General features: G+C 40.6%; 25 protein-coding genes. 12 read left to right on the forward strand and 13 right to left on the reverse strand.

The window, feature by feature from the left end; genetic code table 11:
* Positions 1-52 precede the first annotated feature (52 nt).
* The 8 genes from JQ843_RS01630 to yjbM all read right to left on the reverse strand — a co-directional run bounded on the left by JQ843_RS01630 (position 53) and on the right by yjbM (position 7,717).
* Positions 53-862 carry an MBL fold metallo-hydrolase gene (locus JQ843_RS01630; protein WP_203212729.1) on the reverse strand — a complete coding sequence of 270 codons (810 nt, stop codon included), beginning with the start codon at positions 860-862 and terminating at the stop codon, positions 53-55.
* A gap of 1 nt (position 863) precedes the next feature.
* On the reverse strand, positions 864-2,213 hold the full coding sequence (vicK, locus tag JQ843_RS01635) for a cell wall metabolism sensor histidine kinase VicK (RefSeq protein WP_203212730.1): 1,350 nt from the start codon (positions 2,211-2,213) through the stop codon (positions 864-866).
* Entirely contained in the window at positions 2,206-2,913 is a 708-nt protein-coding gene (gene yycF / locus JQ843_RS01640) for a response regulator YycF (RefSeq protein WP_000722072.1), read from the reverse strand. Before yycF ends, vicK begins: the two co-directional genes overlap by 8 nt.
* 65 nt (positions 2,914-2,978) lie before the next feature.
* Positions 2,979-4,145, reverse strand: a complete 1,167-nt coding sequence (gene mutY / locus JQ843_RS01645) for an A/G-specific adenine glycosylase (protein ID WP_203212731.1) — start codon at positions 4,143-4,145, stop codon at positions 2,979-2,981.
* Positions 4,146-4,332: 187 nt separating this feature from the next.
* Positions 4,333-5,307: a phosphate acetyltransferase gene (gene pta, locus JQ843_RS01650; protein WP_000451571.1), complete on the reverse strand. Its 975-nt coding sequence runs from the start codon at positions 5,305-5,307 to the stop codon at positions 4,333-4,335.
* 43 nt (positions 5,308-5,350) lie between these two features.
* On the reverse strand, positions 5,351-6,247 hold the full coding sequence (locus JQ843_RS01655) for an RluA family pseudouridine synthase (protein ID WP_203212732.1): 897 nt from the start codon (positions 6,245-6,247) through the stop codon (positions 5,351-5,353).
* Entirely contained in the window at positions 6,244-7,062 is an 819-nt protein-coding gene (locus JQ843_RS01660; RefSeq protein WP_033681742.1) for an NAD kinase, read from the reverse strand. The genes JQ843_RS01655 and JQ843_RS01660 overlap by 4 nt, the downstream gene beginning before the upstream one ends.
* On the reverse strand, positions 7,046-7,717 hold the full coding sequence (gene yjbM, locus JQ843_RS01665; protein ID WP_203212733.1) for a GTP diphosphokinase: 672 nt from the start codon (positions 7,715-7,717) through the stop codon (positions 7,046-7,048). Before yjbM ends, JQ843_RS01660 begins: the two co-directional genes overlap by 17 nt.
* Positions 7,718-7,845: 128 nt before the next feature.
* Here yjbM and JQ843_RS01670 point away from each other — a divergent pair, with 128 nt between their 5' ends.
* The 7 genes from JQ843_RS01670 (at position 7,846) to JQ843_RS01700 (ending at position 12,617) form a co-directional block, all read left to right on the forward strand.
* Positions 7,846-8,415, forward strand: coding sequence for a CYTH domain-containing protein (locus JQ843_RS01670; protein ID WP_203212734.1), 570 nt, complete (start codon positions 7,846-7,848; stop codon positions 8,413-8,415).
* A gap of 111 nt (positions 8,416-8,526) precedes the next feature.
* Positions 8,527-9,486, forward strand: coding sequence for a ribose-phosphate diphosphokinase (locus JQ843_RS01675; RefSeq protein ID WP_004254210.1), 960 nt, complete (start codon positions 8,527-8,529; stop codon positions 9,484-9,486).
* A 9-nt stretch (positions 9,487-9,495) separates the two neighbouring features.
* Positions 9,496-10,611, forward strand: a complete 1,116-nt coding sequence (locus tag JQ843_RS01680; RefSeq protein ID WP_203212735.1) for a cysteine desulfurase family protein — start codon at positions 9,496-9,498, stop codon at positions 10,609-10,611.
* 4 nt (positions 10,612-10,615) lie between these two features.
* Complete coding sequence (locus tag JQ843_RS01685) at positions 10,616-10,963, forward strand: DUF1831 domain-containing protein (protein ID WP_000863540.1); 348 nt, start codon at positions 10,616-10,618, stop codon at positions 10,961-10,963.
* 7 nt (positions 10,964-10,970) lie between these two features.
* Positions 10,971-11,186, forward strand: a complete 216-nt coding sequence (locus JQ843_RS01690) for a DUF4649 family protein (RefSeq protein WP_060628213.1) — start codon at positions 10,971-10,973, stop codon at positions 11,184-11,186.
* Between the two features lie 82 nt (positions 11,187-11,268).
* Positions 11,269-11,910 carry a redox-sensing transcriptional repressor Rex gene (locus tag JQ843_RS01695; protein ID WP_000653417.1) on the forward strand — a complete coding sequence of 214 codons (642 nt, stop codon included), beginning with the start codon at positions 11,269-11,271 and terminating at the stop codon, positions 11,908-11,910.
* A 17-nt stretch (positions 11,911-11,927) separates the two neighbouring features.
* Entirely contained in the window at positions 11,928-12,617 is a 690-nt protein-coding gene (locus JQ843_RS01700; protein ID WP_203212736.1) for a gamma-glutamyl-gamma-aminobutyrate hydrolase family protein, read from the forward strand.
* On the opposite strand, the gene radC is transcribed toward JQ843_RS01700, so the two are convergent.
* The 3 genes from radC to JQ843_RS01715 all read right to left on the reverse strand — a co-directional run bounded on the left by radC (position 12,614) and on the right by JQ843_RS01715 (position 17,566).
* Positions 12,614-13,294: a RadC family protein gene (gene radC / locus JQ843_RS01705; protein ID WP_203212737.1), complete on the reverse strand. Its 681-nt coding sequence runs from the start codon at positions 13,292-13,294 to the stop codon at positions 12,614-12,616. The two genes, JQ843_RS01700 and radC, sit on opposite strands and share 4 nt — an antisense overlap.
* Positions 13,295-13,336: 42 nt before the next feature.
* A complete protein-coding gene (gene pcrA, locus JQ843_RS01710) occupies positions 13,337-15,628 on the reverse strand; it encodes a DNA helicase PcrA (RefSeq protein WP_203212738.1) in 2,292 nt (763 codons plus the stop codon).
* A gap of 267 nt (positions 15,629-15,895) precedes the next feature.
* On the reverse strand, positions 15,896-17,566 hold the full coding sequence (locus JQ843_RS01715) for a formate--tetrahydrofolate ligase (protein WP_203212739.1): 1,671 nt from the start codon (positions 17,564-17,566) through the stop codon (positions 15,896-15,898).
* Between the two features lie 229 nt (positions 17,567-17,795).
* Between JQ843_RS01715 and coaB the strand changes: the two genes are divergently transcribed.
* The 5 genes from coaB to JQ843_RS01740 all read left to right on the forward strand — a co-directional run bounded on the left by coaB (position 17,796) and on the right by JQ843_RS01740 (position 20,827).
* Positions 17,796-18,485 (forward strand): phosphopantothenate--cysteine ligase, encoded by a 690-nt coding sequence (gene coaB, locus JQ843_RS01720; RefSeq protein ID WP_203212740.1) that lies wholly within the window; start codon positions 17,796-17,798, stop codon positions 18,483-18,485.
* A gap of 11 nt (positions 18,486-18,496) precedes the next feature.
* On the forward strand, positions 18,497-19,048 hold the full coding sequence (gene coaC / locus JQ843_RS01725; RefSeq protein ID WP_203212741.1) for a phosphopantothenoylcysteine decarboxylase: 552 nt from the start codon (positions 18,497-18,499) through the stop codon (positions 19,046-19,048).
* Positions 19,032-19,595 carry an ECF transporter S component gene (locus JQ843_RS01730; protein WP_000747412.1) on the forward strand — a complete coding sequence of 188 codons (564 nt, stop codon included), beginning with the start codon at positions 19,032-19,034 and terminating at the stop codon, positions 19,593-19,595. The genes coaC and JQ843_RS01730 overlap by 17 nt, the downstream gene beginning before the upstream one ends.
* Before the next feature lie 177 nt (positions 19,596-19,772).
* A complete protein-coding gene (locus JQ843_RS01735) occupies positions 19,773-20,300 on the forward strand; it encodes an ECF transporter S component (protein ID WP_203212742.1) in 528 nt (175 codons plus the stop codon).
* 11 nt (positions 20,301-20,311) lie between these two features.
* Positions 20,312-20,827: a transcription repressor NadR gene (locus JQ843_RS01740; RefSeq protein ID WP_203212743.1), complete on the forward strand. Its 516-nt coding sequence runs from the start codon at positions 20,312-20,314 to the stop codon at positions 20,825-20,827.
* Here JQ843_RS01740 and JQ843_RS01745 read toward each other — a convergent pair.
* Positions 20,824-20,973, reverse strand: a complete 150-nt coding sequence (locus tag JQ843_RS01745; RefSeq protein WP_203212744.1) for an NUDIX hydrolase — start codon at positions 20,971-20,973, stop codon at positions 20,824-20,826. The genes JQ843_RS01740 and JQ843_RS01745 overlap by 4 nt on opposite strands.
* A 68-nt stretch (positions 20,974-21,041) precedes the next feature.
* Complete coding sequence (locus JQ843_RS01750) at positions 21,042-22,007, reverse strand: substrate-binding domain-containing protein (protein WP_203212745.1); 966 nt, start codon at positions 22,005-22,007, stop codon at positions 21,042-21,044.
* Positions 22,008-22,065: the final 58 nt, after the last annotated feature.

Below are 22,065 nucleotides of genomic sequence, written 5' to 3' on the forward strand. Positions count from 1 at the left end.
GTTAGATTTTTTCTGTCTAACTCTTGGGGTGCAGTACACATTCGCCTTCTTTTTATATATCTGTCAATGGTGTTGCGGTATCCGGTGAGGTATCGTAAACCTTAAAGTCTACTCCTACACCTAAATCAGCTTGTGCTAGCTGATTAACCATGGTCATGTGAGCCAGTTCCTTGATATTGTTTTCCTTAGATAAATGCCCAAGGTAGATCCTCTTAGTGCGGTTTCCCAAGGTACGAATCATAGCTTCAGCACCGTCCTCGTTAGAAAGGTGACCGAGATCCGATAGGATTCGTTGTTTTAATCGCCAAGCGTAAGAACCTGCTCGCAAAATCTCTACATCATGGTTGGACTCGATAAGATAGCCATCTGCATTTTCGACAATTCCTGCCATTCGATCACTAACATAACCTGTATCAGTCAGCATGACAAAACTCTTATCATCCTTCATAAAGCGATAGAACTGCGGTGCGACTGCATCATGGCTTACACCAAAACTCTCGATGTCGATATCTCCAAAGGTTTTGGTTTTGCCCATTTCAAAGATGTGCTTTTGCGAAGAATCTACCTTGCCAAGATACTTGCTATTTTCCATAGCCTGCCAGGTCTTTTCATTGGCATACAAATCCATACCATACTTGCGAGCTAAAACACCCACTCCATGGATATGGTCAGAATGCTCATGGGTAATCAAGATGGCATCCAAGTCTTCTGGCTTGCGATTTATTTCAGCAAGTAGGCTGGTGATTTTCTTACCAGATAAGCCTGCATCCACTAAAAGTTTCTTTTTTGGGGTTTCCAGATAAAAGGAATTTCCACTGGAACCCGACGCTAAAATACTGTATTTAAAGCCTGTTTCACTCATTCTAGTCTTCTACTTCATCCTCCCATACTTCTTCCTTCACTGCATCCTTATCATAAGGGAGCACAATGGTAAAGGTTGATCCCTTACCATATATACTCTTGGCCCAAATAAAACCATTATGTTGTTTGATAATTTCTTTAGCAATAGCTAGACCTAGCCCAGTTCCACCTTGGGCACGACTTCTAGCACGATCCACACGGTAGAAACGGTCAAAGATACGAGGCAAATCCTGCTTAGGAATACCCAAGCCTTGGTCTGAGATGGATAAAATCATCTGATCATCAGTTGTCTTCATGGTCACTGTGATTTTTCCACCATCTGGAGAATATTTAATGGCATTGTTGAGAATATTATCAATCACCTGCGTCATCTTGTCTGTATCAATTTCAATCCAGACAGAGGTAATCGGATAATCTCTCACCAATTCATATTTCTTCTCTTCATCTGGTCCCCTCATCTTATCAAAACGGTTAAGGATAAAGGTAATAAAGGCAGTGAAGTTAATCAGTTCCACGTCTAGGTGAGTGGTTGCATTGTCAATACGTGAAAGATGGAGAAGATCTGTCACCATTCGCATCATACGGTTGGTTTCGTCTAGAGATACCTTGATAAAGTCTGGTGCGACAGGTTCTGACAAGGCCCCCTCATCCAAGGCTTCAAGATAGGATTTTACGCTAGTCAGAGGCGTTCGTAGCTCATGACTAACGTTGGAAACAAAGAGTCTCCGTTCGCGTTCCTCCTTCTCCTGCTCCGTCGTATCGTGTAAAACAGCAACCAAACCAGAAATAAAGCCAGACTCACGACGAACCAAGGCAAAACGTACACGAAGGCTCAGATATTCACCATTGTCATCCTGAGAATCAATCATGAGCTCAGGAATTTGGGTAATCAAATCACGAAGTTCATACTCATCTTCAATCTGAAGCAATTCTAGAATACTTTTATTGAGAACCTCTTCCTTCTGAACACCTAGCTGTTTCTTGGCCATGTCGTTAATCATAGTAATCTTGCCACGACGATTGGTCGCAAGAACTCCGTCTGTCATGTATGAGAGGATACTGTGTAATCGTTTACTCTCTTGTTCCAGATTTTCTTGGGTCAAGCGGATTACTTCTGATAAATCATTAAGATTATTGGTAATATTAGTGATTTCAGAGCTTCCCTGCATATCCAATACCTGAGAATAATCTCCTGCAATCAAGTCTTTAACTTTTTGATTAATTTGCTTCAACCGAATATTATCTCGCCGATTTTCTAGCAAAAGCAAGGTAACAATCAAGATAAAACCCAATAAAATTAAAATGAAGATAAAATCACTAGTAAGAATATTTTTTCTAATCAATTCAATCATTATTTCTCATATAATAACCAACACCACGACGTGTTAGGATATACTCTGGACGACTAGGTGTATCTTCAATCTTCTCACGCAAACGTCTGATAGTTACGTCAACAGTCCGAACATCTCCGAAATAATCATACCCCCAGACCGTTTCAAGCAAGTGTTCACGGGTAATCACTTGACCAATATGAGAAGCCAAGTGGTACAAGAGTTCAAATTCACGGTGGGTCAAGTCTAGTTCTTCACCATATTTTTTAGCCACATAGGCATCTGGTACAATCTCCAAGTCCCCAATTTGCAAAGGTTGGGTTTTCTTTTCATCTGACTCTTGATTATCTACAGAAACCAAGTCCGTACGACGAAGAAGAGCTTTAACACGCGCCTGCAACTCACGATTTGAGAAGGGTTTTGTCACATAGTCATCCGCCCCAAGCTCTAAACCGATAACCTTATCAAACTCACTGTCTTTAGCTGACAGCATGATAATAGGTACACTACTAGTCTTACGAATAGTCTTTGCAACTTCTAAACCATCAATTTCGGGAAGCATCAAATCCAGAATAATAATATCTGGTTGCTCTGCTTCAAATTGTTCTAGCGCTTCACGACCGTTAAAAGCAGTTACAACCTCGTAACCTTCCTTGGTCATATTAAACTTGATAATATCCGAGATTGGTTTTTCATCATCTACAATTAATATTTTTTTCATTTGTTCACCTTTTTCTCTACTATTATATCAAAAAAATAACAAGAAAACACAATAGCTAGTCTTTGCTACTGTCTAACTTGGCCTTTTGCATAGGCCTGCCAGATTTTTTGTTGGGGTTTAGCAAGTGGGTAATTCTTAAACTCTTTTGGTGAAAGCCAGCGAACTTCCCTATCTGAAAACTCATGGAAGTCAGTCACCTGACCTGCTACAATTTGAACATGCCACTTGCGATGACTAAAGACATGCTTGACAGTCTCAAAACAAATATCAAACCAATCAACATCTAGGTCATAGTCCTGCTGGAAACTCTCTTCTGGACTGGGACCAAAGTTCACATTTTCTTCTGCAACCTGATGAAAGAGGTCAAACTGCTCTTCTTGCGAAAAGTTATCAACTTCTATCAATGGGAAATGCCAAAAACCTGCCAATAGCTTTTCACTTTCATTTTTTTCAAGTAAAAATTGTCCCTGTGTATTTTTGACCACCAAGGCTTTAAGATAAATAGGGACAGGCTTTTTCTTGGGAGCCTTGATTGGATAACGGTCCATGGTGCCATTCTGATATGCCACACTAAAGTCCTTAACTGGGCTTTCTTCTGGTCTGGGATTTACAGGAGACTCAATATCCGAACCCAAGTCCATCAAGGCTTGGTTAAAGTCACCTGGCCGTTCTGGGTCAATCAGGATTTCCATCATTGCCTGAAAAATTTTACGATTACTTGGAATCCCAATATCGTGGTTGACTTCAAATAGACGCGCCAAAACACGCATGACATTACCATCTACAGCTGGCTCAGGCAAGTTAAAAGCAATACTGGAAATGGCTCCTGCTGTATAAGGACCAATCCCTTTCAAGCTGGAAATTCCTTCATAGGTATTTGGAAATTGACCACCAAAGTCAGTCATAATCTGCTGGGCTGCAGCCTGCATATTGCGTACTCGAGAATAATAACCCAAACCTTCCCAAGCCTTCAACAAACGCTCTTCAGGCGCATTCGCCAAACTTTCTACTGTTGGAAACCAGTCCAAGAATCGATCGTAATAAGGAATAACCGTATCCACCCTGGTCTGCTGGAGCATGATTTCAGATACCCAGATGTGATAAGGATTTTTACTTCTTCGCCAGGGTAAATCTCTTTTGTTTTCATCATACCAGGCAAGAAGTTTCTCACGGAAAGAAACAATCTTCTCCTCTGGCCACATGACAATACCGTATTCTTTCAAATCTAACATATCTCTAGTATAACACAGAAGATTCTAACTGTCCTTTTCCTAGTATTAATACTCTTCGAAAATCTCTTCAAACCACGTCAACGTCGCCTTGCCGTACTCAAGTACAGCCTGCGGCTAGTTTCCTAGTTTGCTCTTTGATTTTCATTGAGTATAAAAAACCTCTTCCCAAGGGAAAGAGGACTAAATCTTATTGATGAACAGCTTGGGCTGCTGTGATAAGGGTTAACTTGTAAACATCATCTGCATTACATCCACGAGAAAGGTCGTTAACTGGCTTGTTCAAACCTTGCAAAACAGGACCAACAGCCGCAAAACCACCGAGACGTTCGGCCATCTTGTAGCCGATATTTCCTGCCTCGATACCTGGGAAGATGAAGACATTTGCTTGACCAGCTACTGTACTTCCAGGAGCTTTCAAAGCTGCAGTTTCAGGAACAAAGGCTGCATCAAATTGCAACTCACCATCGATTTCAAGGTCAGGGCGCAAGTCGTGAGCAATTTTAGTTGCTTCAACAACCTTATCAACGCTTTCACCAAATCCAGAACCTTTAGTAGAATAGCTCAGCATGGCAATTTTAGGTTCGATGCCAAACATCTTAGCTGTGATTGCTGAATTAATAGCAATTTCAGCCAAGGCTTCTGCATCTGGATTGATATTGATGGCACAGTCTCCAAACAGATAACGTTCAGTACCACGAACCATGAGAAAGGCACCTGAAGTACGAGTTACATTTGGACGAGTTTTGATGATTTGAAGGGCTGGACGAACTGTTGAAGCTGTTGAGTGAATCGCTCCTGACACCATCCCATCAACCAAGCCCAAGTAAACCAACATAACACCAAAATAGTTGACATCTTCAACCAAAACCTTGCGTGCATCTTCTTCAGACATTTTACCCTTACGACGTTCTACCAAGGCAGCAACCATTTCTTCAAATTTATCGTAGTGTTGAGGGTCGATTACTTCATAACCATCCTCGATGCCTTCGATTTCAAGATAAATTTTAATTTTTTCAGGATTTCCAAGCAAAACAGGAATCACTTCTGTTTCTTTTACCAGGCGTTTAGTTGCTTGAAGAATACGAGGTTCTTCCCCTTCAGGGAGAACGATACGAGCATTTTTACCAACCAAGTTGGCTTTGAGACTTTCAAAAACTTCCATGAGTTTTCTCCTTTAAGAAAATAAATTATACTCTAAACAGTTTTTATAGAGTATTAGTTGATAACTGAGTAATAAGGTTACTGAAATCATCCGGCAAGGGACTTTCTAACTGCAAGTCTTGCTTTAAAAATGGATGATAAAAATTTAAGGAATGGCAATGCAGGGCCTGGCGCTGAATTCCATCATCTAGACTACCACCGTACAAGTCATCTCCCAACAAAGGAAAACCAATATGAGAAAAATGGACTCGGATTTGGTGGGTTCGCCCAGTGTGCAGGCGAATATCGACCAAGTGAATATTTCCATAAGAAGCTACAATCTTGTAAGAAGTATGGGCATACTTTCCACCTTTAGCCACCCGTCTGGTGATAATAGAGTCTTCATCACGCGCAATCGGAGCAATAATTTCTCCCTCTTGCTCCAAGTGTCCATCACCTTTAACCAAAGCAAAGTAGCGTTTTTCAATGGACTTCTTCTGTAACTGCTTGTCTAATCGTGCGTGGGCATAGCCGTGCTTGGCAAAGAGCATCAAGCCAGAAGTATCTCTATCAAGCCTGGTTACAATGTGAACCTGCTGATTTTCGTAATTTTGCTTGACGTAGTAACCCTTGATAAAATTAGCGATGGTATTGGAGTGATTGACACTAGGAATAGAAGCCACTCCATAGGGTTTATTTAAGACTAGAAAATGGTCATCCTCATAGAGAATATCCAGTGGGCGCTCGATAGCTTCTAGAGTTTCAAAGCCTTCCTCAGGGGGAATATCAATGACAACGCGGTCTCTAATATCCAATAGATAAGTTGCATTTTGAGGTTGGTCATTGACCAGAATAGCTCCGCCTCGAAACTTAATCTTGGCCAGAAGCCCCTTAGAAACCTCGTGCTTTTTTAAGAAGGTCTTAACCTTGACATGTTCGTCTGCGATAAATTCAAACCTCATTCGTCCACCTCGCCGATAAAAGCATCCTTAACGCGGTTCCAGAAACTGGTATGGCTCGGTGATGCGACAAAGTGAATCTTATGATGGTCGATTTGATACTCAATTCGTTCAATATTTCGGAAGGAATAAACGCTATTGTCAACCGAAATGGTATGGTAATCGTTTCTCGTTGGAATGAGTTCAATCTTATCCTTCTTAGGAACAATAATGGACGAACCAAGCGTTCGATAGACCCGATTATTGAGGCTGGCAATTTCCGTTAATTGCAAAGCTTCAATGGTTGGGTGTAAAACAGCTCCACCAAGCGACTTGTTATAGGCTGTACTACCAGTCGGAGTTGAAACTGTTAGCCCATCTCCACGAAAACGTTCAAAGTGGACACCGTTAATCACAACATCCGCCACCATGGTTCGATCAGACCTGCGGATGCTGGCTTCATTTAGTGCTCTAAAAATCTTCACTTCCCCATTTTCAAGAAAAACCTTCACATTCAGAACAGGGTATGATACCTTTGCCCCAGTATCTAGCTGCAAATTAGTCACTAGCTTGTCCAACTCAAAATCACGGTAGTCCGTATAGAAGCCCAAATGTCCAGTGTGAACACCAATGAAGCGGACCTTGTCAAGCTGATTTTCGTACTTATGAAAGGCCGACAAGAGCATACCATCCCCACCGATGGAAATGACAATATCCGGATTGGTATCATTGAGTATAAACTGATTTCTCTTCAAACGATCTCGCAATTCATACAAAACCCTTTGACTCTGCGGTTTTCTATTAGCTATCAGGTCAATTCGTTTACCTGTATTCTTCATCTGTATCGTCACTGTTTCCTACACCGTCATTTAATTTTCTACTCAAAGGATCAAAAAGAGCCTGGGCTTCCTGGATATCATCTCGAATTTTACCCATTTCTTCATCCAATTGATGGGCAATTTTGGCAGTAATTTCCAGTCGCTTCTTAATCTCCTCTGGGAAATCCCCTTGGTACTTGTAGTTGAGAGAATGTTCTATCGTTGCCCAAAAATTCATAGCCAAGGTACGAATTTGAATTTCCGCCAAAATGGTCTTAGCTCCATTAATGGTATCAACCGAATATTCAACTACCACATGATAGGAACGATAGCCTGAGGATTTTCGATGAGTAATGTAATCACGCTCCTGTATGATCCGCATATCCTGACGTTTGCGCAAAATTTCCACTACTTCCTTGACGTCATCTACAAACTGAACCATCACACGCAAACCAGCAATATCTTGCAAATCGTGTTCCAAGGTCGCATAAGTAATGCCACGACGAACCATTTTTTCCCTGATGCTCTCAATTGGCTTGACTCGACCAGTCACAAACTCAATAGGAGAATGCTTATTTTGCTTACGATATTGCTTCCGAATACCACGTAGTTTAATCTTTAACTCACCAACAGCTTGAATGTAAGGATCTAGAAATTCTTCCCATTCTAAGGTCATATATTCTCCCTTGTTCTCATATTATCCTTCAAAAATATCTTTGATTTTTTCTCCAGATTCATATACAATAAATACAATGCTTATTATACCATAAATCCGCTTTCAACGATAAAGAAAAGGTAAGAAAAATGAAACATTTAGAAATTGAATTGAAAACACTCTTGAAAAAAGATGAATACAATCGTCTAAAAGACCAGTTCACAGACGTCACTCCTGTTCTTCAAAAAAATTACTACATAGATACGCCTGATTTTGAACTGCGAGAAAAGAAAGTTGCTATGCGCATTCGAACCTTTGAAGACTGGGCAGAATTGACACTCAAAGTCCCGCAAAGTGTTGGAAACATGGAATACAACCAAAAATTGCAACTAAAAGATGCTGAAAACTATCTGAGCAAGAAAGAACTTCCTCAAGGGATAGTACTGGATGAATTGGCGAAACATGGTATTAAAACTAGTGAATGGCAGATTCTTGGTTGTCTAACGACACTTCGCTATGAAATGCAAACAGCTATTGGTCTCATGGCGTTGGATGAAAGTCAGTACTTTGATATTACAGATTACGAATTAGAGCTTGAAATCGAGAATCACGAGCAAGGGAAACAGGATTTCCAACAATTTTTAGAGGAAAATCAGATTGATTATCAAAAAGCTCCCTCAAAATTGGTTCGATTTGTCAAAAGCATGAAAAATAGCTGAAATAATCTCTATTTTTTGGTAAAATAGAAAAGATAAAATACAAAAATCCCAGTTCATATAGGCTAGGCATATATAACTAGGATTTAAAAAGTTTACAGAGGACGGTCTATAATGTCAGATAGAAAAAACATGAAACTTTTCGCACTCAACTCTAACCAAGAAATTGCACAGAAAATTGCTCAAGCTGTTGGTGTACCGCTTGGAAAACTATCATCACGTCAATTTTCAGACGGAGAAATCCAAGTGAATATTGAAGAAAGTGTCCGTGGTTATGATGTTTACATCATCCAATCAACAAGTTTCCCTGTTAACAACCACCTAATGGAATTGTTAATCATGGTTGATGCTTGTGTTCGCGCAAGTGCCCACAGTATCAACGTTGTTCTTCCATATTTTGGCTATGCACGTCAAGACCGCATCGCTTCACCACGTGAGCCACTTACAGCTAAACTAGTTGCCAATATGCTGGTTAAAGCTGGTGTTGATCGTATCCTTACACTTGATTTACATGCCGTTCAGGTTCAAGGATTCTTTGATATTCCTGTCGATAACCTTTTCACAGTTCCCCTATTTGCAAAACATTATTGCGATAAGGGCTTACTTGGCTCAGATGTTGTTGTTGTTAGCCCTAAAAATTCAGGTGTGAAACGTGCTCGTAGCTTGGCTGAATATCTTGATGCTCCTATCGCCATTATCGACTACCCACAAGACGATGCAACTCGCAACGAAGGCTATATCATCGGTGATGTTGAAGGTAAGAAAGCTATCTTGATTGACGATATTTTAAATACAGGACGTACCTTCTCTGAAGCAGCTAAAATCGTTGAACGTGAAGGAGCTACAGAAATTTATGCTGTTTCTAGCCATGGTCTCTTCGTTGAAGGTGCTGCTGAACTTCTTGATAATACTAAGATTAAAGAAATTCTTGTGACTGATTCAGTAGCAACAAAAGAAAAAACTCCTAAAAACGTATGCTACATCACTGCTAGTGAGTTAATTGGTGATGCTATCGTCCGTATCCACGAAAGAAAACCAGTCAGCCCACTCTTTGCCTACAATAAAAAGAAATAAGGTGATTCTTTGATTTATTTGGACAATGCTGCAACGACTCCCATGTCAGCAGTTGCTATCTCAGCTATGACCAAGGTTATGCAAGAAACTCATGGCAATCCATCTAGTATTCATGGTCATGGTCGTCAAGCTGGTAAACTCTTACGCGAAGCCCGTCAGGAACTAGCCCAGTTACTGGGAACAAAACCTCAACATATCTTTTTCACTTCTGGTGGGACTGAAGGCAACAATACTGCTATCATTGGCTACTGCCTTCGTCATCAAGAACAAGGAAAACACATCATCACAACTGCCATTGAGCACCATGCCGTCCTTGAAACCATTGATTACTTGGTTCAACACTTTGGGTTTGAAGCAACTATTATCCAGCCAGAAAATCAAGAAATCACAGCCCAACAAATTCAAAGGGCTTTACGTGACGATACGATTTTGGTTTCTACCATGTTTGCCAATAACGAGACAGGAAACCTACTGCCCATTGCTGAAATTGGCCAAATACTCAAGCAACACCCAGCCGCCTATCATGTCGATGCAGTTCAGGCTATTGGTAAAATCCCTATACACCCAGAAGAATTGGGCATTGATTTTCTCACTGCTTCTGCCCACAAGTTCCATGGTCCTAAGGGAATCGGTTTTCTCTACGCTTCTAGCATGGACTTTGATTCCTATCTCCATGGTGGAGACCAAGAACAGAAAAAACGTGCAGGAACTGAAAATTTAGCTGCCATAATAGGCATGGTTGCAGCCCTAAAAGATGGCATAGAAAAACAAGAAGAACATTTTCAACATGTACAAAATCTAGAAACTGCCTTTCTGGCAGAGCTAGAGGGCATTCAATATTACCTGAATAGAGGTGAACACCATCTACCTTATGTTCTCAATATTGGATTTCCTGGTCAGAAAAATGACCTCTTACTCCTCCGTCTAGATTTGGCTGGAATTTCAATCTCTACTGGCTCAGCCTGCACTGCGGGCATTGTACAATCCAGCCATGTTCTTGAAGCCATGTACGGGGTAAATTCAGAACGTCTGAAGGAATCCGTTCGTATCAGTTTGTCGCCAGAAAATACTGTTGAAGACCTACATACCCTCGCAAAAACCTTAAAAGAAATTATCGGAGGTTAGCCATATGGCATTTGAAAAAACCATTCAGTTAAAAAATTGTCGTTACGACTACACTCTTAGCCCTTCTGTTAAAAAATTCACCCTTAAGGACAATACTTTTTTTGAGACTAAGGTTGGTAACTATGAATTGACTCGCCTTTTGGAAAAAGTTCCGAACAGCGGTGAGGGATTCCAACTCAAAATCATCATTAACAAGGAACTTACAGGTGCTAAAATCAATATCACTGACAAGTTTGGGCTACGTCTAGTTGATATTTTCAAATCAGAAGACCACCACATTCATCAAGAAAAATTCTATTTCCTCATGGATAGCTTAGTAGAGCGTGGTGTCTTTACAAAATCGGAAAGATAGGTCCCATATGTTTGAACTGACCTATAAGGACAACTATCATGTAGAGCGTACACTCAAGTATGAGGATTATGAAGCTCTCATGCTGGCTCTGTCAGGATGTGTGACCCTACCAGATACACTTTATGTGACTTCTCTGACTTTTAAGGGCCAGAAAGTTTATCAAGGGCTGGTCGGAGACCTCTACCGTTTTCTATCACATGCAGATTTTTTACATCAAAACTAAGATTTTTCTTAGTTTTTTCTTATTTTTGTTGATTTTTTCACAATGTTTCTATAAAATAGAAGAATAGAAAGGTTGTGATTTTGTGAAAGATAAACAGTCTGCTATTCCAAAAGCTACAGCGAAAAGACTCTCTCTCTACTATCGAATTTTTAAGAGATTTCATGCAGAAAAGATTGAACGTGCCAACTCTAAGCAAATTGCAGAGGCCATTGGAATTGATTCAGCGACCGTACGTCGTGATTTTTCCTATTTTGGTGAACTGGGTCGTCGTGGCTTTGGCTACGATGTCAAAAAACTGATGACATTTTTTGCCGATTTGCTCAATGATAACTCCATTACCAATGTCATGCTGGTAGGTATTGGAAATATGGGTCATGCCCTTCTCCACTACCGCTTCCACGAACGTAACAAGATGAAGATTATCATGGCCTTTGACCTAGATGACCATCCTGAAGTCGGTACCCAAACTCCTGATGGAATTCCCATTTACGGGATTTCTCAAATCAAGGATAAAATCAAGGATGCTGATGTGAAGACTGCTATCCTGACCGTTCCCAGCGTCAAGTCACAAGAGGTTGCCAATCTCTTAGTAGATGCTGGCGTGAAAGGAATTCTCAGTTTTTCACCAGTCCATCTGCATTTACCAAAAGACGTGGTCGTTCAGTATGTCGATTTGACAAGTGAACTCCAAACCCTCCTCTACTTCATGCGAAAAGAGGATTAGAAAGCGAAAATCATTTTATGAAAAAACCAGTTATTGGGATTACAGGAAACGAAAAAACTCATCCAGATGATGACATCATGATGAGCTACGCAGCAAAAGGCTTTGTTGAAGGCGTTAAAGACGCTGGAGGTATTCCCATCATCCTACCGATTGGTGATCAAGAAATGGCCTGCCACTATATCAGTATGATTGATAAGCTCATCTTGACAGGTGGACAAAATGTTGATCCAAAATTCTATGGTGAACCAAAAACCATCGATAGCGATGACTACCACCTTCAAAGGGATATCTTTGAACTGGCCCTCATCAAGGAAGCTATTAAACAGAAAAAGCCAATTTTTTCTGTCTGCCGTGGAACTCAACTCTTTAACGTTGCCATGGGTGGAACTTTGTACCAAGATATCGAAGATCACTGGCAGGATTGTTCTGCCGAATACACAACTCAACGCTTGGTGACAGAACCTGATACAGTTCTTCGAAAAATCTATGGAGAAATCTCCCATATCAACTCCTTCCACCACCAGAGCATCAAGGATTTAGCACCAAATTTAAAGATTGCGGCTCATGATCCTAAAGATGGTATTATAGAAGCTGTTATGAGTACGGATGATGTCTCCTTTCTCGGTGTCCAATGGCACCCAGAATTTCTATTTGAAAATCGCCCCAAAGATAAAAACCTCTTTGACTATGTCGTTAATGAACTTTAGATTAAATCTGTTTTTTCACGGTAACTAAAGTAACTAGAATGTGAGACAATCAAATGGTCCAAGAGGACAATCCCCATCAGGTCACAGGCGTCTTTTACAAGTTTTGTAACATGATCATCATTTCGGCTAGGGGCTACCGCTCCTGAAGGATGGTTGTGAACCAATATGAGAGAAGTCGCCATATGCTTGATAGCATAGTGAAGAATCTCTCGCGGCTCAGCGATACTACGAGTTGCAGAACCGATAAAAATGGTCTGTTGATGGATGATTTGATTTTGAGTATTGAGATAGAGCGCCACCAGGTGCTCTTGTTTTTTATGTCCCAACTCCTGCTGCATCTTCTTGGCCAACTTTTGGCTACTGAGAATACTTTCCATCTCAAGGGTCTCGTATTTGTGAATACGATGACCCAGTTCAATCATAGCTTGTAATTCAACGGCCTTAACACGTCCAATACCTGACAGACTCTGCAATTCCTGCAGGGTCATTTTTTTCAAATCTGTTAAGCTTGAAAGATTGCTCAAGACTTTCTGGGCAATTTCAAAAACGCTGGCTTGCCGTGTTCCTGTCCTAAGTAAAATAGCTAGCAACTCTTGATTACTGAGCGCTTCCACTCCTTCCTTGGCCAGCCTTTCTCTTGGTAATAGTGAATCTTCTTGGAATGAAATACTGTACATAAAAATCCTCCTCACTTTATTATTCGTGAGAAGGATGGAAAATTAGATTTTTTTCTCAATTGGAGCCACACTGGCTAAAAGTTTTTTCAAACCTACTTCTGGGAAATTGATTTTCAATTCCTGCGTAGCACCGCTACCTGAAACTTCCAGAACAGTTCCCTCTCCCCATTTCTTGTGGAGGGCAATGTCACCAATGGACCAATTTGCCTCGCTAGACGCTGATTTTGCTCCAGCTGTAAATTGACCAAACGGGAGACCGCTTGACTGAATAGTTTTTGGGGCCGCACTGCGTTTACGGTCTTGGAGGGCCTGCGCCAAACTCATACCTTGACCAAAGGCGAGACCACCACTGCTATAAGATGCCTTAAAGCTTGTATTTACAGGACGAGCCAGACCTTGATACTCAAGTAAGTCTGAGCTGATTTCGTTAATAAAACGAGTCGGACGGTTGTAGTTGGTACGACCAAAAAGCAGGCGCGAATTGGCATTTGTCAAATAGAGAATTTTCTCTGCACGCGTAATTCCTACATAGGCCAGACGGCGTTCTTCTTCTAATTCATCTGGATCTTCAGCCGCACGACTAAGTGGAAAGACATTTTCTTCCATCCCAATCAAAAAGACAACTGGAAACTCGAGACCTTTAGCAGCGTGTAGGGTCATCAGGGTCACTTCTGATGTCTCCTGACTACCTGAATCTGTGTCCGCAATCAAGGCTAAGTCATTTAAGAAACGACTCAGTTTGTCCAAACCAGTTTCCTCTTCTGGCACATCAGAGGTATCATCAAAGTTTTTCGTCACAGAAAGGAACTCTTCGATATTTTCAACCCGAGCCTTACTTTCTAGAGTCGCTTGAGCATTGAGAATATCGACGTAACCTGTTTTTTCTAGAACAGCCTCAACCAACTCTGTAATAGTTAAGTGGTCTAGCTGCTCCCGCAAATCTAACATCATATTTGCAAAATCCCAGATAGACTGGGCTGCCTTACCCTTGATACCAGACAACATAATATTGGCTGAAGCATCTAGCATGGACATGTCTTGCATGTTCGCAAAGTCACGGATTTTCTCAACTGTACCTGGCCCAATTCCACGCTTCGGTTCGTTGATAATACGCTCAAAACTGAGATTGTCACTCAAATTAGCAATGAGATTGAGGTAAGCGATAATATCACGGATTTCCTTACGGCTGTAGAACTTTGTCCCACCAACCATGGTATAAGGGATATTTGACTTGAGCAAGGCTTCCTCAATAGTACGGGACTGCGCATTAGTACGATAGAGAACTGCAAAATCCTTGTGAAGGAAGTTTTGACTGCGACCAAGTTCATCAATAGTTTTAGCCACAAATACAGCCTCATCTAGTTCATCATTGGCACGATAGTAAACGATTTGCTCCCCATCAGCATTTTGAGTCCAGAGATTCTTAGGACGGCGATTTTTATTGTTTTTAATGACCTCGTTGGCCGCTTGGAGAATAGTTTTAGTTGAACGGTAATTCTCCTCCAACAAAACAACCTTGGCTTGGGGATAATCCTTTTCAAAGTCCAAGATATTCTGCATATCAGCACCACGCCAACCGTAGATAGACTGATCCGCATCCCCAACCACACAGATGTTTTTAAAGCGCGAAGCCAAGAGTTTGACCAATTGGTACTGGGCATGGTTGGTATCTTGGTATTCATCAACGTGGATGTATTGAAACTTCTGCTGATAGTAGGTCAAGACATCAGGATTCTGATCAAAGAGACGCAGGGTCAGCATAATCAAATCATCAAAGTCAACCGACTCCGACTGACGAAGCTCTTTTTGATAAGCAGTATAACACTGGGCCACGATTTGCGTGTACATATCACCAGCTTGAGCAGCATAAGCCACATCATCAATCAAATCATTCTTAGCATTGGAAATGGTCCCTAAAATGCTCCGTTCATTCCATTTTTTAGGATCCAAGTTCAACTGTTTGAGAATGCGTTTCATGAGCGTCCGCTGTTCACCAGGATCTACAATAGTGAAATTGCGGTTGTAGCCAATATGGTCCGCATCGCGACGCAAAATACGAACACACATGGAGTGGAAGGTCGCAATCAGACAGTCCTGAGTGGCTGGATTGAGGCTATAAGCACGCTCCTTCATCTCACGCGCAGCCTTATTAGTAAAGGTAATGGCCAAGATATTCCACGGATTGATCAGCTTTTCATCAATCAGATAGGCAATGCGGTGGGTCAAAACTCGGGTCTTTCCAGAACCAGCCCCCGCCATAATCAACAAGGGACCTTCTGTCGTTTGCACCGCCTCAGCCTGACGGTCATTCATTCCATTTAATAATGCGTTCATCTTCTCTTCCTTACTCTTGAAGTCAATATTTCTATTATATCAGAATTCAGGGAAAATATCTTTACCTAGACTGGTTACGTGTAGAAGGCAACTTCTTATATTTAGATAAAAAATGAGCTTGGATAGTATTTCCAAACTCATTTTTTACTCAATGAAAATCGAAGTGCAAACTAGGAAGCTAGCCGCAGGCTGTACTTGAGTACGGTAAGGTAAAGCTGACGTGGTTTGAATTTGATTTTCGAAGAGTATAAAGTCAATTACAATATACTAGAACAAGCCTAATACTGTTCCATCGCTTTCAACATCCATGTTGAGGGCTGCTGGTCGTTTTGGAAGTCCTGGCATGGTCATAACATCACCAGTTAAGGCAACGATGAAGCCTGCACCTAATTTTGGTACCAATTCACGAATGGTAATTTCAAAGTTTTCAGGTGCTCCAAGGGCATTTGGATTGTCTGAGAAACTATATTGAGTCTTAGCCATACAGATTGGCAATTTGTCCCAACCGTTTTGAACGATTTGAGCGATTTGTGTTTGAGCTTTTTTCTCAAAGTTTACTTTGCTACCACGGTAGATTTCAGTAACAATCTTTTCAATCTTTTCTTGGACAGAAAGGTCATTGTCATACAAACGTTTATAGTTAGCTGGGGTTTCAGCGATAGTCTTCACAACTGCTTCGGCAAGAGCTACTCCTCCTTCTGCGCCATCAGCCCAGACACTTGCTAGTTCAACTGGTACATTAATTGAGGCACAAAGTTCTTTTAAGGCTGCAATTTCAGCTTCTGTATCAGATACAAATTCGTTAATCGCAACAACTGCTGGAATACCGAACTTACGGATGTTCTCAACATGGCGTTTCAAGTTGGCAAAACCTGCACGAACCGCCTCCACATTTTCCTCTGTGAGAGCGTCTTTAGCCACACCACCATTCATCTTAAGAGCACGAAGGGTTGCGACAATAACTACCGCATCTGGAGAAGTTGGCAAGTTTGGTGTCTTGATATCAAGGAATTTCTCAGCACCAAGGTCTGCACCAAAACCAGCTTCAGTAACTGTGTAATCAGCCAAGTGAAGGGATGTGCTTGTTGCCAAGACTGAATTACATCCATGAGCGATATTGGCAAATGGACCACCGTGTACAAAGGCAGGTGTACCATAAATTGTCTGAACCAAGTTTGGCTTAATAGCATCCTTCAAAATCAATGCTAAAGCACCTTCAACCTGCAAATCGCCTACAGAAACAGGTGTACGGTCGTAACGATAACCGATAACGATATTGGACAAACGGCGTTTCAAGTCCTCGATATCCGTAGCCAAGCAAAGAATTGCCATGATCTCTGAAGCAACTGTAATGTCAAAGCCATCCTCACGTGGAATACCATTTAGAGGCCCACCAAGCCCAACAGTCACATGGCGAAGTGCTCGGTCATTCAAATCCACAACACGTTTCCAAAGAATACGACGTTGGTCAATTCTCAACTCATTTCCTTGGTGCAAGTGGTTGTCAATCAAGGCAGAAAGCGCATTGTTGGCAGTCGTAATGGCATGCATGTCTCCAGTGAAGTGAAGGTTGATGTCTTCCATTGGCAGAACTTGAGCGTAACCACCACCAGCGGCACCACCCTTAATCCCCATTACTGGACCAAGAGATGGCTCGCGGATAGCAATCATGGTTTTCTTGCCAATCTTGTTCAAGGCATCCGCAAGACCAATAGTAATAGTTGATTTTCCTTCACCTGCTGGCGTTGGGTTGATGGCAGTAACCAAGATCAATTTTCCAACTGGATTGCTCTCAACTGCACGAATTTTATCAAAGCTGAGCTTAGCCTTGTACTTTCCGTACAACTCCAAATCATCGTAAGAAATACCAAGTTTCTCTACAACATCAACGATTGGCTTCAACTCAATACTCTGTGCGATTTCAATATCTGTTTTCATTCAAAACTCCTCTAACCTCTTATATGATAATTCATTATAACACAAAACAAGATTTTTAACATCCGAAAACTCTCTAAACGTTCGTGAATATCCCTGTTTTTAAGGTTTTTAGAGCCCTTTCTTAAATTTTATATGGCTTTATAGTTTGAAACTATAGTAAACCTTCGTTTTTACCAAAAATTTATCGCTTTCATTTTACTTACCGTTTATTTTTGTGTACAATAGTGCTATGAAAATTTTAGTTACATCGGGCGGTACCAGTGAAGCTATCGATAGCGTCCGCTCTATCACTAACCATTCTACAGGTCGCTTGGGCAAAATCATCACAGAAACCTTGCTTGCTGCAGGGCATGAAGTTTGTTTAATTACTACAAAACGAGCCGTGAAGCCAGAACCCCATCCCAACCTATGCATTCGAGAAATTAACAATACCAAGGACCTTCTTCTGGAAATGCAAGAACGTATTAAGGATTATCAGGTCTTGATTCACTCAATGGCGGTATCCGACTACACTCCTGTTTATATGACAGGCCTTGAGGAAGTTCAGGATAGCTCCAATCTAGAAGAATTTTTAAACAAGCAAAATCATCAAGCTAAGATTTCTTCAACTGACGAGGTTCAGGTTTTGTTCCTAAAAAAGACACCCAAAATTATCTCTCTAGTCAAGGAGTGGAATCCTGCTATTCATCTGATTGGTTTCAAACTGCTGGTTGATGTCTCTGAGGATTATCTCGTCGAGATTGCCAGAAAAAGTCTTATCAAGAACCAAGCAAACTTAATCATTGCAAATGACCTGACTCAAATCTCAGCAAACCAGCATCGTGCAATCTTTGTTGAAAAAGATCAGCTTCAAACAGTCCAGACTAAAGAAGAAATTGCAGAACTCCTCCTTGAAAAGATTCAAGCCTATCATTCATAGAAAGGAAAGCTATGGCAAACATTCTCTTGGCTGTAACGGGCTCAATCGCCTCTTACAAGTCGGCAGATTTAGTCAGTTCTCTAAAAAAACAAGGCCATCAAGTTACTGTTTTAATGACTCAGGCTGCTACAGAGTTTATCCAACCATTGACACTAGAGGTACTCTCACAGAATCCTGTCCACCTGGATGTCATGAAGGAGCCCTATCCTGAACAGGTTAATCATATCGAACTTGGAAAAGAAACTGATCTATTTATCGTGGTACCTGCAACTGCTAACACTATTGCAAAACTAGCCCACGGCTTTGCGGACAACATGGTAACCAGTACAGCTCTAGCCCTGCCAAGTCATATCCCAAAACTCATCGCACCAGCAATGAATACAAAAATGTATGACCATCCGGCAACTCAGGCTAATCTGAAAACATTAGAAAGCTACGGCTATCAGCTGATTGCTCCTAAGGAATCCCTATTAGCTTGTGGAGACCACGGACGAGGAGCTTTAGCCGACCTCACAATTATTTTAGAAAGAATAAAGGAAACTCTCGATGAAAAAACGCTCTAATATTGCACCTATTGCTATCTTTTTTGCAACCATGCTCGTGATACACTTTCTGAGCTCGCTTATCTTTAATCTTTTTCCATTCCCAATCAAACCGACTATCGTTCATATTCCTGTCATTATTGCCAGCATTATCTACGGTCCACGCGTTGGGGTTACACTTGGATTTTTGATGGGGCTACTTAGCTTAACTGTTAACACGATTACAATTCTACCGACAAGTTACCTCTTCTCCCCATTTGTACCAAACGGAAACATCTACTCAGCTATCATTGCAATTGTCCCACGTATTTTGATTGGTTTAACTCCTTATCTAGTCTATAAACTAATGAAAAACAAGACTGGTCTGATTCTAGCTGGTGCCCTGGGTTCACTTACCAATACAGTCTTTGTACTTGGTGGAATATTTTACCTTTTTGGAAATGTCTTTGATGGTAATATCCAAAAACTCCTAGCAACTGTTATCTCAACAAATTCGATTGCCGAATTAGTCATTTCCGCAGTTCTAACCCTAGCTATTGTTCCAAGACTACAAACCTTGAAGAAATAAAAACAATCTCCGCTTTCATGCTTGAAGGTGGAGATTTTGTTTGATGTAGTTTGTGTTTTTAGTGAAATGTTTACGAGTCTTTAATTAAAAAATGACTTATAAACCTAAGTAAATCCTTGCTTTATTGTCTTGTTTATAATACTATACTAGTGTATATACAGTTAAAAGGAGATTCTTATGAACACACGGAAAAAGACACAATTTATGACAATGACTGCCCTCTTAACGGCTATTGCGATTTTGATTCCAATTGTTATGCCTTTCAAAATCGTCATTCCACCTGCTTCCTATACTTTAGGAAGCCACATCGCTATTTTTATTGCCATGTTCTTATCGCCCTTGATGGCTGTTTTTGTCATCCTAGCCTCTAGTTTTGGATTTTTGATGGCTGGCTATCCCATGGTTATCGTATTTCGAGCTTTTTCCCATATCTTTTTTGGGACTCTAGGAGCTCTTTACCTACAAAAATTCCCCGATACACTAGATAAACCAAAAGCTTCCTGGATTTATAACTTTGTATTAGCGCTTGTCCATGCCCTTGCTGAAGTATTAGCTTGTGTCGTTTTTTATGCAACTTCCGGTACCAATGTAGAAAATATGTTTTATGTTCTATTTGTGCTAGTTGGATTTGGTACAATTATCCATAGTATGGTAGACTATACATTAGCACTAGCTGTCTATAAAGTGCTTCGAAAACGCCGTTAAAAGGAAGAACTATGACAAAAGAACGCAAACAGGCTCTGCTCCAACTCTTGAAAGAAGCTCCTAAAGCCCTTAATGGCCAAAGTTTGGCGGAACATTTTCATGTCACACGTCAGGTCATTGTGCAGGACATTGCAATTTTGAGAGCCGATGGCGCTCCTATCCTATCCACTAATCGTGGCTACGTCTATAAGCAAATTGAAACCAATCCTTATGTTCACAAACTTTTCAAAGTGAAACATGAAGTTGAAGAAATCGGTCAAGAACTCCTTGCTATCGTTGATAATGGTGGACGTGTTCAAAATACCTTGATTGACCATCCCGTCTATGGAGAAATTGAAACCTTGCTTAAACTGTCTTGTCGCAGAGATGTGCAACATTTTCTAGAACAAGTCGAGCATTCTGATTTTAAACCTTTATCTGAATTGACAGATGGTATCCATTACCACCTAGTTGAAGCCGAAACACAACAAGACCTCCACTATATCGAGGAGGCCTTGGATCAACTCGGTTATTTAGTAAAAGACTAGAAAATTTTCTTTTCCCAATCGTCTTCTGTACTGTGGCGGTAGAAAAACTCTGACTTGTCAGGAGCTTCCATCATCTCCATCAAAGGTAGCATATCATAGGCCAGATCCAAGCTTGGAATCTGGTCTTTTTGAATCCAATAGTTCAAATAGTAACAATGATATTTAAAAACCACATTGAATGAAAATTAACAACTACTTGCTTACTAAAAATATATCACCAGTTATGTTGATCAACATTATCCTTAGTCACAAGATAAATTGGAGAAACTGTTTCTTTTTCCATTTTTTTCCCTTGATAATGATCTATTGCTGATTGAATAGCAATTTCACCCATCTTAGCTGGTTGCTGAGCAATAGTGGCAGTAATATCACCTTTTGCAATAGCATCATGTGCATCTGGTTGACCATCAATACCAACAATTAATACATTGCTAAGACCAGCTGCTTTTACTGCTTGTGCAGCTCCTAACGCCATCTCATCATTCTGTGCAAAGATTGCTTGTACTTCTTTGTTTCCTTGAATCATATTTTGCGCTGTATTCAAAGCTTTTGCGCGATCAAAATTAGCGGATTGACTAGAAAGAACATCTAAATTTGTCTTTGAAATTTGTTCAAATCCTTTACCTCTATCTACAGTTGCAGAAGCGCCAGGGACTCCTGATAATTCAAAAGTTTTTGCTTTTTCTCCCAATTGCTTGGTAATAAATTCTGCAGCCATTTTACCTGCTTCTACGTTATCAGAAGCAACAGTTGTCAAGACTTCACCACCATTACTACCGCGGTCAATTAAGATTACCGGAATGTTTGCATTATTAGCAGCTTTAATAGATGTAACAATTGCATCAGAATCAACTGGATTAATTAGTAAAGCATCTACATTTTGACTAATAAAATTTTGAATATCATCTGCTTGTCTAGCAGCATCATCTTGTGCATCTGCTATCTTCAAAGTTACTTCTTTTTCCCCTGCAGCTTTTTCAAGGCCATCTTTCATAGCCACAAAATAAGGATTGTTAGTAGTAGAAATAGAAACTCCTAATTTTAATTCTTTTGCCGACTTTTGAGTCGTAGATTTATTATCATTTGATGAATTTCCTAAACCAGTTTTTCCACAAGCTACTAAAGCAAAAATAAATGTTACAAACAAAGCAAAAATGCTAATTTTTTTAATATTTTTCATGTTATTACTCCTCGTAATATATATCTATAGGGATAGTTTCAATCCCGATTATTGTACG

Source organism: Streptococcus mitis (assembly GCF_905187495.1).
Taxonomy (GTDB): Bacteria; Bacillota; Bacilli; order Lactobacillales; family Streptococcaceae; genus Streptococcus; species Streptococcus mitis_CU.

What these genes read in the sequence shown, in the direction of transcription:
- JQ843_RS01630 (WP_203212729.1), bottom strand. Translation starts at nt 862, where the DNA reads ATGAGTGAAACAGGCTTTAAATACAGTATTTTAGCGTCGGGTTCCAGT.
- vicK (WP_203212730.1), bottom strand. Translation starts at nt 2,213, where the DNA reads ATGATTGAATTGATTAGAAAAAATATTCTTACTAGTGATTTTATCTTC.
- yycF (WP_000722072.1), bottom strand. Translation starts at nt 2,913, where the DNA reads ATGAAAAAAATATTAATTGTAGATGATGAAAAACCAATCTCGGATATT.
- mutY (WP_203212731.1), bottom strand. Translation starts at nt 4,145, where the DNA reads ATGTTAGATTTGAAAGAATACGGTATTGTCATGTGGCCAGAGGAGAAG.
- pta (WP_000451571.1), bottom strand. Translation starts at nt 5,307, where the DNA reads ATGGAAGTTTTTGAAAGTCTCAAAGCCAACTTGGTTGGTAAAAATGCT.
- JQ843_RS01655 (WP_203212732.1), bottom strand. Translation starts at nt 6,247, where the DNA reads ATGAGGTTTGAATTTATCGCAGACGAACATGTCAAGGTTAAGACCTTC.
- JQ843_RS01660 (WP_033681742.1), bottom strand. Translation starts at nt 7,062, where the DNA reads ATGAAGAATACAGGTAAACGAATTGACCTGATAGCTAATAGAAAACCG.
- yjbM (WP_203212733.1), bottom strand. Translation starts at nt 7,717, where the DNA reads ATGACCTTAGAATGGGAAGAATTTCTAGATCCTTACATTCAAGCTGTT.
- JQ843_RS01670 (WP_203212734.1), top strand. Translation starts at nt 7,846, where the DNA reads ATGAAACATTTAGAAATTGAATTGAAAACACTCTTGAAAAAAGATGAA.
- JQ843_RS01675 (WP_004254210.1), top strand. Translation starts at nt 8,527, where the DNA reads ATGTCAGATAGAAAAAACATGAAACTTTTCGCACTCAACTCTAACCAA.
- JQ843_RS01685 (WP_000863540.1), top strand. Translation starts at nt 10,616, where the DNA reads ATGGCATTTGAAAAAACCATTCAGTTAAAAAATTGTCGTTACGACTAC.
- JQ843_RS01690 (WP_060628213.1), top strand. Translation starts at nt 10,971, where the DNA reads ATGTTTGAACTGACCTATAAGGACAACTATCATGTAGAGCGTACACTC.
- JQ843_RS01700 (WP_203212736.1), top strand. Translation starts at nt 11,928, where the DNA reads ATGAAAAAACCAGTTATTGGGATTACAGGAAACGAAAAAACTCATCCA.
- radC (WP_203212737.1), bottom strand. Translation starts at nt 13,294, where the DNA reads ATGTACAGTATTTCATTCCAAGAAGATTCACTATTACCAAGAGAAAGG.
- pcrA (WP_203212738.1), bottom strand. Translation starts at nt 15,628, where the DNA reads ATGAACGCATTATTAAATGGAATGAATGACCGTCAGGCTGAGGCGGTG.
- JQ843_RS01715 (WP_203212739.1), bottom strand. Translation starts at nt 17,566, where the DNA reads ATGAAAACAGATATTGAAATCGCACAGAGTATTGAGTTGAAGCCAATC.
- coaB (WP_203212740.1), top strand. Translation starts at nt 17,796, where the DNA reads ATGAAAATTTTAGTTACATCGGGCGGTACCAGTGAAGCTATCGATAGC.
- coaC (WP_203212741.1), top strand. Translation starts at nt 18,497, where the DNA reads ATGGCAAACATTCTCTTGGCTGTAACGGGCTCAATCGCCTCTTACAAG.
- JQ843_RS01730 (WP_000747412.1), top strand. Translation starts at nt 19,032, where the DNA reads ATGAAAAAACGCTCTAATATTGCACCTATTGCTATCTTTTTTGCAACC.
- JQ843_RS01735 (WP_203212742.1), top strand. Translation starts at nt 19,773, where the DNA reads ATGAACACACGGAAAAAGACACAATTTATGACAATGACTGCCCTCTTA.
- JQ843_RS01740 (WP_203212743.1), top strand. Translation starts at nt 20,312, where the DNA reads ATGACAAAAGAACGCAAACAGGCTCTGCTCCAACTCTTGAAAGAAGCT.
- JQ843_RS01750 (WP_203212745.1), bottom strand. Translation starts at nt 22,007, where the DNA reads ATGAAAAATATTAAAAAAATTAGCATTTTTGCTTTGTTTGTAACATTT.